10 protein-coding genes are annotated in these 10829 nt (G+C 67.6%); 4 read left to right on the top strand and 6 right to left on the bottom strand.

Features of this window, described 5'->3' with window-relative positions; genetic code table 11:
• Window positions 1-123 precede the first annotated feature (123 nt).
• The 5 genes from hisS to AUP43_RS01525 all read right to left on the bottom strand — a co-directional run bounded on the left by hisS (window position 124) and on the right by AUP43_RS01525 (window position 7646).
• Window positions 124-1368, bottom strand: a complete 1245-nt coding sequence (gene hisS / locus AUP43_RS01545) for a histidine--tRNA ligase (protein ID WP_067551677.1) — start codon at window positions 1366-1368, stop codon at window positions 124-126.
• A gap of 29 nt (window positions 1369-1397) precedes the next feature.
• Window positions 1398-2528, bottom strand: coding sequence for a flavodoxin-dependent (E)-4-hydroxy-3-methylbut-2-enyl-diphosphate synthase (gene ispG, locus AUP43_RS01540; RefSeq protein ID WP_067551675.1), 1131 nt, complete (start codon window positions 2526-2528; stop codon window positions 1398-1400).
• Window positions 2529-2640: 112 nt separating this feature from the next.
• Window positions 2641-3873: a helix-turn-helix domain-containing protein gene (locus AUP43_RS01535; RefSeq protein WP_198154785.1), complete on the bottom strand. Its 1233-nt coding sequence runs from the start codon at window positions 3871-3873 to the stop codon at window positions 2641-2643.
• A gap of 151 nt (window positions 3874-4024) precedes the next feature.
• Complete coding sequence (gene ptsP / locus AUP43_RS01530; protein ID WP_067551670.1) at window positions 4025-6292, bottom strand: phosphoenolpyruvate--protein phosphotransferase; 2268 nt, start codon at window positions 6290-6292, stop codon at window positions 4025-4027.
• Between the two features lie 133 nt (window positions 6293-6425).
• Window positions 6426-7646 carry an aspartate kinase gene (locus AUP43_RS01525; RefSeq protein WP_067551667.1) on the bottom strand — a complete coding sequence of 407 codons (1221 nt, stop codon included), beginning with the start codon at window positions 7644-7646 and terminating at the stop codon, window positions 6426-6428.
• 153 nt (window positions 7647-7799) lie between these two features.
• On the opposite strand from AUP43_RS01525, the gene ubiG reads away from it, so the two are divergent.
• Genes ubiG through AUP43_RS01510 form a run of 3 tightly spaced genes read left to right on the top strand, consistent with a single transcriptional unit; the run spans window position 7800 to window position 9730 of the window.
• Window positions 7800-8531 (top strand): bifunctional 2-polyprenyl-6-hydroxyphenol methylase/3-demethylubiquinol 3-O-methyltransferase UbiG, encoded by a 732-nt coding sequence (gene ubiG, locus AUP43_RS01520; protein ID WP_067551664.1) that lies wholly within the window; start codon window positions 7800-7802, stop codon window positions 8529-8531.
• Entirely contained in the window at window positions 8528-9259 is a 732-nt protein-coding gene (locus AUP43_RS01515) for a class I SAM-dependent methyltransferase (RefSeq protein WP_067551660.1), read from the top strand. Before ubiG ends, AUP43_RS01515 begins: the two co-directional genes overlap by 4 nt.
• A gap of 18 nt (window positions 9260-9277) precedes the next feature.
• Entirely contained in the window at window positions 9278-9730 is a 453-nt protein-coding gene (locus AUP43_RS01510; RefSeq protein ID WP_067551657.1) for a VOC family protein, read from the top strand.
• Here the strand turns inward: AUP43_RS01510 and AUP43_RS01505 are convergent.
• The gene (locus tag AUP43_RS01505) at window positions 9727-10152 is read right to left on the bottom strand and encodes a DUF1178 family protein (RefSeq protein ID WP_067551654.1); all 426 of its coding nucleotides are present in this window, start codon (window positions 10150-10152) and stop codon (window positions 9727-9729) included. The two genes, AUP43_RS01510 and AUP43_RS01505, sit on opposite strands and share 4 nt — an antisense overlap.
• Before the next feature lie 93 nt (window positions 10153-10245).
• Between AUP43_RS01505 and AUP43_RS01500 the strand changes: the two genes are divergently transcribed.
• Complete coding sequence (locus tag AUP43_RS01500; RefSeq protein ID WP_067551649.1) at window positions 10246-10770, top strand: class I SAM-dependent methyltransferase; 525 nt, start codon at window positions 10246-10248, stop codon at window positions 10768-10770.
• Window positions 10771-10829 lie beyond the last annotated feature (59 nt).

The following is a 10829-nucleotide window of genomic DNA, read 5'->3' as shown; positions in this document are numbered from 1 at the left end:
CCTCCCCCCTCAAGGGGGAGGAAGATAGGCGCGTTCCCTCCCCCCTTGCGGGGGAGGGTTGGGGTGGGGGGTGGCCGCTTGCAAGAAAGACGCACCCTATGGGCCTGCGCCCCATGCCGGCGGCTAGCGGAAGATGGACAGGCGATCCTCGAGCTGGCTCAAGGGGATTTCCACCTGCTCGCCGCTATCGAGGTCGCGCACGGTGGCGATCTCACGCGCCAGCTCCGCCTCGCCGAGCAGCAGGGCGGCCCGGGCGTTCAGCTTGTTCGCCCGCTTCATGCGCTTGCCGACATTGCCGCCATAGCCCAGCTCGACCGGGTAGCCGGCCTTGCGCAGGCGCTGGGCCAGCCGCATCGCCGCCGCTTCCTCCGCCGATCCCACCGGGATCACGGCGATCGGACGCGGCGCTTGCGGTACTTCCGTCAGCAGCATGGCCAGGCGCTCGATGCCCGCCGCCCAGCCGATGCCCGGCGTCTCCGGCCCGCCCATCATGCCGACCAGCCCGTCATAGCGCCCGCCGGCCATCACCGTGCCCTGCGCGCCCAGCGCCTCGGTGACGAACTCGAAGGCGGTGTGGGTGTAGTAATCCAGCCCGCGCACCAGCCGGGGATTATGCGTGTAGGGAATGCCCAGCGCGGTCAGCCCCTCGGTCACCCGGCCGAAGAAATCCTGCGAATGCTGGTTCAGGTAAGCGCCGAAGGCGGGCGCGCCGGCGACCAGCGTGCGGTCGCCCTCATCCTTGGAATCCAGGATGCGCAGCGGGTTGCGGTGCAGCCGCTCCTGGCTGTCCTTCGACAGCGTGTCGAGATGGTCCTGGAAATACTCGACCAGCACCGCGCGGTAGGCGTCGCGGCTTTCCGGGTCGCCCAGCGTGTTCAGCTCCAGCCTGGTATGCCGCCAGATGCCGAGCGCCTCCAATATCTGCTGGCCGGTCGCCAGCACCTCGATATCGGCCTGCGGCCCGGGCACGCCCAGCAGCTCCACACCGATCTGGTGGAACTGGCGCAACCGGCCCTTCTGCGGCCGCTCGTAGCGGAACATCGGGCCAGCGTAGAAATATTTCAGCGGCAGATGCTGCGACAGACCGTTGGAGATCAGCGCGCGGGCCACGCCGGCGGTCCCTTCCGGGCGCAGGGTTACCTGCTCCCCGCCCTTGTCGATGAAGGTGTACATCTCCTTCGTGACGATGTCGGAAGTGTCGCCCAGCGTGCGCTGGAAGACCTCGGTGAATTCGAAGATCGGCGTGGCGATCTGCGCGAAGCCATAGAGGCCGGCGGTCTCGCGGGCGATGTCGATGACGCGGGAATGCCGGCGGAAATCGTCCGGCAACAGATCGTGGGTGCCGCGGGCCGGCTGCAGGGAAGCCACGCTTATCGGTCTCCTGGAACGGGGAAAATCTATTCGGCCGCGGAGGGCTGCGCGGCGGCGTCGTTCGCCGCCTCGATCTCCGCCGCCTTCTTCTCGATCAGCTGGACGAGATGGTCAACGATGTTCTGGTCCTTCAGGCGATGATCCTGCAGGCCGTTCACATAGACCATGTGCGTATTGTTGCCGCCGCCGGTGAAGCCGATATCGGTCTCGCGCGCCTCGCCCGGCCCGTTCACCACGCAGCCGATCACCGAGACGGTCATCGGCGTGGTAATGTGGGCCAGCCGCTCCTCCAGCACCTCCACGGTCCTGATGACCGGGAAATTCTGCCGCGAGCAGGACGGGCAGGAAATAACAGTGACGCCGCGACGGCGCAGGCCCAGCGACTTCAAGATGTCGTAGCCGACCTTCACCTCTTCCACCGGCTCGGCCGAGAGCGACACGCGGATCGTGTCGCCGATGCCGGCCCACAGCAGGCTGCCCAGGCCGATCGAGGATTTGATGGTGCCGGCGCGCAGGCCGCCGGCCTCGGTGATGCCCAGATGCAACGGATAGTCGCAGGCGTCCGCCAGCCCCTGATAGGCGGCGACGGCCAGGAACACGTCGGACGCCTTCACGCTGATCTTGAATTCGAAGAAATCATTGTCTTCCAGGATGCGGGCATGGTCGAGCGCGCTTTCCACCATCGCCTCGGGGCAGGGCTCGCCATATTTCTCCAGCAGGTGCTTCTCCAGGCTGCCGGCATTCACGCCGATACGCATGGAGCAGCCATGATCCTTCGCCGCCTGCACCACCTCGCGCACCCGCGCGGCGGAGCCGATATTGCCCGGATTGATGCGCAGGCAGGCAGCGCCTGCCTGCGCCGCCTCGATGGCGCGCTTATAGTGGAAGTGAATGTCGGCGACGATGGGCACCGGCGACTGGCGCACAATCTCCCCCAGCGCGGCGGTGGAATCCTCGTCCGGGCAGGAGACGCGCACGATATCCGCGCCGGCCTCGGCGGCGGCCTGGATCTGCGCCACGGTCGCCGCGACGTCGGGCGTCGGCGTGTTGGTCATGGTCTGCACGCTGATCGGCGAATCGCCGCCGACCGGGACCGAGCCGACATGGACCAGCCGCGATTTGCGGCGCTGAATATCGCGATAGGGGCGAACGCTCATCGCGCCTCTCCCATTCTGCACGGGGATGGTTGAACGACGCCCCTAAAGTGCGCGCTGCGACCCGCCGGATCAAGCACCGGCATTCAGATTGCCGTCGCGGCCTCGCAATGCCTTACCGCGCGGCGGCGACGCCGGAGAGCAGGCGTTCGGCATCGAGCGGGATGTCGCGGCGCACGGCGCCAATGGGGCCGAGCGACGGGGTGACCGTGCCGTCCACCACGATGTCCAGCGCGCCGGCATTGCCGGTCAGCAGCATCAGCCCGCCGCGATTGGGCACGCGGTAGGCGTCGCCCTTGCGCAGAATGCGGGTCATCATCGCGCTGTCGCCATCGCGAATCTGCACCCAGACCTCGTCGCGCGCCTGCAACACGATGCGGGCACCGGCGGCCGGGCCGGCGGCGTCGGGCGCCGCCGGCGGCGGCACGGCGGCCATAGTGGTTGGCGCGGGCTTGATGGGTGCGGGTGTTGCCGATGAGAGGGTTGCCGGAGGCGCCTCAGCGGTTTCGGCGGCGCGGTCGCGCGGCGTCAGCGAGGCGTTCGGGTCCGCCTGGCCGGAGGCGGTGGAGGGTTCGGGCGTGCTCTCATCCTCGCCATTGCCGGCGGCAACGGCCGAATCAGCGGCGGAAGATGCCACGCTGTCGCCCGCCTGCGGCGCCGGCGTTTCGACCGGAGCGGCCGGAAGCCCCGCCGAGGTGGACGGGGGCGTGGAGGACGGGATAGAGGAGGATGGGGACGGGGACGGGGACGGGGCGGATGAGCCGGCGGCGGGAGCTGTGCCGCCCCCGGCGCTTCCGGGCGCCGGCAAGGGCGGCTCCTCGCTGCGCGGGATGGCGGCGACGGCTTCGCGCGCGGACACGTCCGGCTGGCGGTCGCTATCGAGCAGGGCCGCCAGCCTGTCGGGCACGGCGGGCACCAGCTCGGCAATGCCCTTTTCAGTGACCGAACTATAGTACCACACGCCATAGGCAATCAGCGCCACCAGCACCGACACGAACAGGATGGCGCCGCCGGGAATGCGCCCTTCCGGCGGCGGCGAGGGGAAGACCAGTTCGGTGCGGCCGGCCAGACCGACGGTCTCGGCCTTGAACTGGTTGACCAGGGCGGCCGAATCCAGGCGCATCAACTCCGCGTAGCCGCGCACGAAGCCGATGGCGTAGGTGCGGCCCGGCAGATCGTTATAGCGCCCCGCCTCGATAGCCTCCAGATAAGCGGTGCGGACCCGCAGATGCTGCGCTACGTCGCGCAGATCATAACCGGCGGACAGGCGCGCGCGTTGCAGCACTGCGCCGACATGCGACGGCGTGTCAAAACCGCCCGACACTTCCTCAATATTCGATACCTTCAACCGCCTGTTGCTTTTCAGCACAGCCACCCTCTATCGCTGCGGTAGCCCGCGATGCCAGCTCCCCCAAGCCGGAATCAGCAGGAGAATCAATTACCTGGACCTTACCCTATAGATACAGCATTAGCAAATACTATGCTGCGGCGCGGAAGGATCAGACGATTACACCGTGATCCTTGGCGAGCGAGCGCAATTTGTGCCGCAAAGAGTGGTCCGTCGACTCGATGAGACTACAGACATAGGGACTGATCGCCGCGACATCCAGGCTGCGCACCATCGTCTTTATCGGTCCGATGGCGGCCGGGGTCATCGATAGGCGGCGATATCCCAACGCCAACAAGGCCATCGCCTCCAGCGGCCGGCCGGCCATTTCACCGCACACGGTGATCGGCTTGCCGGCGGCGTCCGCCTTTTGCACCAGCAACTGCAACAGCTTCATCATGGCCGGCGCCAGCGTATCGTAACGATCCGCCAATAACGGACTGCCGCGGTCGCTGGCGAACAAGAACTGCATCAAATCATTGCTGCCGACCGACAAGAAATCGACCCGCTCCAGAACCTGGTCGATTTGCCAGCACAGGGCCGGCACCTCGATCATGACGCCGACCGACAAAGGCGACGGCAGGCTGGCGCCACGGGCGGATTCGCGCGCCACCTCCATCGCCAGGACGGCCAAGGCGCTGTCCAGCTCCGCCACTTCGGAGACCATCGGGAACATGATGGAGAGCGGTCGCCCGGCCGCCGCGCGGATCATCGCGCGCAGCTGGTGGCGCAGCATCGCCGGCCGGTCGAGCGAAATGCGGATCGCCCGCCAGCCCATCGCCGGGTTCTCGTCATCATCGTAGGTGAAATAGGGCAGCCGCTTGTCGCCGCCGACATCCAGCGTACGGAACACCACCGGCCGGTCGCCAAGCCGGTCGATGACCCGCTGATAAATATCGATCTGGCTGGGCAAGTCGGGATAGGCCGAGCGGATCATGAACGGGATTTCGGTGCGGTACAGCCCGACGCCCGACGCCCCGGTCTCCTCCACATGCGTCAGGTCCGCCAGCATGCCGGCATTCAGCAACAGCGAGACATGGTTCCCGTCCCGCGTCTCCGCCGGCAGGTGGCGCAGCGCCGCGAAAGCCTGCTGGCGTTCCTGCCGGGCCACCATGGCGGTGGCGAAATGATCCATCACATCGTCGCCCGGCCGCACCATGACGATGCCGTTATCGCCATCGACGATGACCTGGTCGCCGGCCTCCACCTTGGACAGGATGCCGGAAACGCGGCCGACCACCGGAATGTCCAGCGCCTTGGCGACGATGGCGACATGCGAGGTGGGCGAGCCTTCCTCCAGCACCAGCGCGCGCAGCGTGCCGCGCTCGTAATCCAGCAATTCGGCCGGCCCCATGGACCGCGCGATCAGCACCGCGTCGGCCGGCGGCAGATCGACCAGCAAATCGACATCGCCGGACAGATGCTGCAACAGGCGGGCGGCCAGATCGTCCAGGTCGAGCAGCCGCTCGCGCAGATAGGCGTCGGTCACCTGGGCCATGCGGGCGCGGGTGTCGTTCTGCACCTTCTGGACCGCCGCCTCGGCGGTCAGGCCGGTCTTGATCGCCTCGGCGATGCGGCCGATCCAGCCGCGATCCTCGGCGAACATGCGGTAGGTTTCCAGAATGTCGCGATGCTCGCCCGCCCCGTCGCGGTCGACCGCGTCGATCATCCGGTCGATGGCTGACTGCATGCCGGCCAGCGCCTCGCGGAAGCGCAGGATTTCCTCGTCCGCATCCTCGGCCACGACGCGGCGGATGATGACCTGGCGCTGATGCAGCACGGCATGGCCGATGCCCAGCCCGCCATTGATGCGCACCCCTTCCAGCCGCGAGGGCAGCATGGCGTTGCCTTCGGTGGACAGCATCTCGGTCGGCTTGATCAGCTCGCCGGTCGCCACCAGCTCCGCCAGCACCATGGCGATGGTCTCCAGATGCTCGATCTCCTCCTCGCTGTACTGGCGGCGGGTCTTGTTCTGCACCACCAGCACGCCGAGCACCCGGCCGGAGCGCAGGATCGGCACCCCCATCAGCGAGGCATAGGCTTCCTCGCCCGTCTCCGGGCGGTAGGCGAATTGCGGATGCGCCTGGGCGTCGGCCAGCGCCAGCGCCCTTGCATGGGCGCCGATATCGCCGACCAGGCCCTCGCCGATGCGCAGGCGGGTCTGGTGCACCGATTCGGATTTCAGCCCCTCGGTGGCGAACAACTCCAGCATCTCGCCGGCGCGCTTGATATAGACCGAGCACACCTCGGCCACCATGTCGGCGGCGATCACCTTGACCACCTGGTCAAGGCGTTCCTGCGCGCTGCCCGGTCCGGCCATGACATCGCGCAGCCGCTTCAACATCTGACGCGGCTGGGGACGGAAGGTTGCGGCTGACATCAGCGCAGGGTCCCGAGCCGGCTCGGCTTGAGGATGATAAACTGCCATCGCGCCATCGCCGCCAGGCCGGCACGACGACGGGCCTGCCGACTGGCAGCCCCTGTCGTCGCGAGGGCGGCGGCGTGGCGCATGGTCAGGCGGCGTCCAGCCCGTAGGCGGTGTGCAGCGCGCGCAGGGCGAGCTCGGTATATTCCTCGTTGACCAGCACGCTGATCTTGATCTCCGAGGTGGAGATGACCTGGATGTTGATGCCGCGCTCGGCCAGCGTCTTGAACATGGTCTGGGCGACGCCGGCATGGCTGCGCATGCCGACCCCAATGACCGACACCTTCACCACGTTGGGGTCTGGCGTGATCGCCTTGTAGTCCAGCTCCGCCTTGCGCGATTCCAGCACCTGCACGGTGCGGTCCAGATCGGCCTTGGCGACGGTGAAGGTAAGGTCGGTCGACTTGCCGTCCTCCGACACGTTCTGCACGATCATGTCGACATTGATCGCCGCGTCGGCCAGCGGCCCGAAGATGCCGGCCGCGATGCCCGGCCGGTCGGCCACCTTCACCAGGGTGATCTTCGCCTCGTCCTTCGAATAGGCGATGCCGCTGACGACTTGCTGTTCCACGATCTCTTCCTCGTCGACTACCATGGTGCCCGGCGCGTCCACGAAACTGGACAGAACCTGAACCCGCACCCCGTGATTCATCGCCAGCTCGACCGAGCGGGTCTGCAAGACCTTCGCCCCGAGCGACGCCATCTCCAGCATCTCTTCGTACGTGATCTTATCCAGCTTGCGCGCCTTCGTCACGATGCGCGGATCGGAAGTGTAGACCCCGTCCACATCGGTGAAGATGTCGCAGCGGTCGGCATGCAGGGCGGCGGCCAGCGCCACGGCCGACGTGTCCGACCCGCCGCGCCCCAGCGTGGTGATGCGATTATCCGGCCCCAGCCCCTGGAAACCGGCGAGAACCGGGAACTGGCCGTCCTTCATCCGCTTGGTCAGATCGTCGGTGTCGATGCCCAGAATGCGCGCCTTGCCGTGCACGCCATCGGTGCGCAGCGGGATCTGCCAGCCGAGCCAGGAGCGCGCATTCACGCCGATCGCCTGCAAGGCCAGCGCGGTCAGCCCGGCGGTCACCTGCTCGCCGGCGGCGACCACCGTGTCATATTCGCGCGCGTCATGCAGCGCCGACGCCTCGCGGGCATAGCCGACCAGCTTGTTGGTCTCGCCCGACATGGCGGAGACCACCACCGCCACCTCGTGGCCGGCATCCACCTCGCGCTTCACGCGCGCGGCCACCGCCTTGATCCGGGTCATGTCGGCGACGGACGTGCCGCCGAACTTCATTACGATACGCGCCATCACAGCCCCTTCGGCCAAGTCACCGCGCCGGCCTAACCGCGAAAGACGGGTTGCCGGGCGCAAGCCGGGCCAATACATACTCTGATGGTTGTGTATGGGGCAAGGCCGCCGGACCGGCCCTCCTTAACCTTTTTTCACGATAGGCCAGCCGCGATGAACACCACCGTCGATCCGCAGGAGATCGCCCAGTTCGCCGCCATCGCCGACGCCTGGTGGGACCCGGACGGGGCGTTCCGCCCGCTGCACCGGCTGAACCCGGTGCGGCTGCGCTATATCCGCGACCGGCTGTGCGCGCATTTCTGGCTGGACGCCCAGGCGCCGAAGCCGCTTGCCGGCCTGCGGCTGATCGATATCGGCTGCGGCGGCGGGCTGCTGTGCGAGCCGCTGACCCGCATGGGCGCCACCGTCACCGGCATCGACGCGGCGGCCGAGGGCATTGCCGCCGCCAAGGCGCATGCCGAGGAAGCCGGCCTCGCCATCGACTACCGCGCCGTCGCCGCCGAGACGCTGGTGGCCGCCGGCGAAACCTTCGACGCGGTGATCTCGATGGAGGTGCTGGAGCATGTCTCCGACGTTTCCGCCTTCCTGGCGGCCTGCCGCGATCTGACCCGGCCGGGCGGGGCGATGGCGCTGTCGACGCTGAACCGCACGCCGAAATCCTACCTCATGGCCATCGTCGGGGCGGAATATGTGCTGCGCTGGCTGCCGCGCGGCACGCATAATTGGAAGAAATTTATCCGTCCTTCGGAATTGGCTGCCCTGCTGCGCCGCCAGGGACTTGAGCTGGTCGATCTCACAGGCATCGAATACAGCCCCCTTACCGACCGGTTTTCCGCCGGCCCGAAGCTGGAGGTCAACTACATGGCCTTCGCCGCCCGGCCATGACCCAGAACATATACGACGATCCCGGTTTCTTCGCCGGCTACAGCCAGCTTCCGCGCTCGGTGCACGGGCTGGAGGCAGCGCCCGAATGGCCCGCCCTGCGGGCACAGCTGCCCGACATGACGGGGCTGCGGGTGCTCGATCTGGGCTGCGGCTTCGGCTGGTTCTGCCGCTGGGCGGCACAGCAGGGGGCCGCCTGGGTGCGCGGCGTCGACGTCTCCGACCGCATGCTGGACCGCGCCCGCCGCGAGACGGCGGAGCTGGCGGTCACCTACGCACAGGCCGACCTGGAGCGCTTCGAGATCGCGCCGGGCAGCATCGACCTCGCTTACAGCTCCCTGGCCTTCCATTACCTGGAAAATCTGGGCGGGCTGCTGAAAACCATCCATGCGGCGCTGACGCCGGGCGGGCGGATCGTGTTTTCCGTCGAACACCCGATCTTCACCGCGCCGTCCAAACCCGGCTGGAGCGAGAGCGCCGCCGGCACGCCGGTCTGGCCGCTCGATTCCTACCTGTCGGAAGGGCCGCGCATCACCGACTGGCTGGCCGAGGGCGTGGTGAAGCAGCACCGCACCATCGGCGCCTATCTCCGCCTGCTGATCGAGGCCGGCTTCGCGCCCCGCTGGCTGGAGGAATGGGGACCGGACGCCGCCCAGATATCCAAGCACCCGGACTGGGCGAAGGAACGCGAACGCCCGGCCTTTCTGCTGGTGGCCGCCGACCGCCCCTGACGACCGAGGAGAATGCCCATGCGCATCGCCCTGCTCACCCCCGTTATCGTCACGCCCGCCATGGCGGCGGCCCGCGATTTCTATGTGCGGCATCTGGGGTTCCGCACCGTGTTCGAGAATGACTGGTACGTGCATCTGCATGGCGGCGGCGAGCCGCGCACGGTGGAGCTGGGCTTCATGCTGCCCGGCCTGGCGGAGCAGCACCCCGCCTATCGCGCCGCCACGGACGGCGCCGGCCTGATCTTCAATCTCGATGTCGAGGATGCGGCGGCGGAGTTTGCCCGCCTCCAGGCGGCCGGCCTGGGTTTCATCGAGACGCTGCGCGACGAGCCCTGGGGCGAGCGTCATTTCACGCTGCACGACCCGGCGGGAATTGTCGTGAACATCACCCAGAAGATCGAGATGCGGGCGGATTTCGCGGCCCAGGCGCTGGACCCGGCGGTGACAGCCCCCAAACAGCTGGACGCTTAATTCTCGGCCGCCGGCACCCAGGGCACGGTGGCGAAATCGATGCCTTCGTCGCGCAGCGCCTTGGCGTCGTCCGGGCTGGTTTCGCCATAGATGTTGCGCTGGTCGATCTCGCCATAATGGATCTTGCGCGCCACCTCGGCGAAGCTGGGGCCGACATAATCGGCGTTGCTCTCGATCTGCCGGCGCAGCTCGCGCAGCGCCTTCAGCTGCTCGCCGGCCAGGGCCATGGCCTTGTCGGTCTGCTCCGCGCCCTCGCCCCCCTTGCCGATAGACGGGGCCATGAGCTGTTTTTCCACCTTGGCGCTGCCGCAGACCGGGCACGCGACCTCGCCGGCGGCCGCCAGCGTGTCGTAGGCGGCGCTATCGCGGAACCAGGATTCGAAGCCGTGTGCCTTGTCGCACTGGAGCTGATAACGGATCATGAGCGTACTGACGGGTCAGGGTTGTTGACTGTTCTGTCTTAGATTTTGTTTCGTCACGCATCTGAAACAAGTAGGCCGGGAGAGGCAAGCCAAATGGCGCATGCGACGACATCGGAAGCTTCCGCCTGGGTCCGCCGCTTCGCCGCGCTGGTGCCCGCCGGCGGCACGGTGCTGGATGTCGCGGCCGGCGGCGGCCGGCACGCCCGGCTGTTCCGCGCGCTCGGCCATCCGGTCGTCGCCCTCGACCGCGATATAACCGGCCTGGCCGACCTCGCGACCGATCCGCAGGCCGAGATCGTGGCGCTCGACCTGGAGGACGGCTCCCCCTGGCCCTATCGCGGCGAGCATTTCGCCGGGATCGTCGTGACCAACTATCTCTGGCGCCCGCTGCTGCCCGACCTCGTGGCCGCCACTGCCCCCGGCGGCGCGCTGATCTACGAGACCTTCGCCCTCGGCAACGAACGCTTCGGCAAGCCCAGCAACCCAGACTTTCTGCTCCGCCCCGGCGAATTGCTGGACGCCGTGCGCGGCCGCTTCCGCGTTATCGCCTATGAGGATGTGGAAGTGTCGTCGCCGAAGCCGGCCCTGGTGCAGCGCATCGCGGCAGTGAGGGAATAGAAACGCGTCCACCGGATCCCGCTGGATGCCGGTCGCGCAAGCTGAACCCTGGATTCCCG

Origin of the sequence: Oceanibaculum pacificum (assembly GCF_001618175.1) — a bacterium.
In the GTDB taxonomy this organism is placed as follows: domain Bacteria; phylum Pseudomonadota; class Alphaproteobacteria; order Oceanibaculales; family Oceanibaculaceae; genus Oceanibaculum; species Oceanibaculum pacificum.
This window is presented reverse-complemented; position numbering and strand designations above follow the sequence as displayed.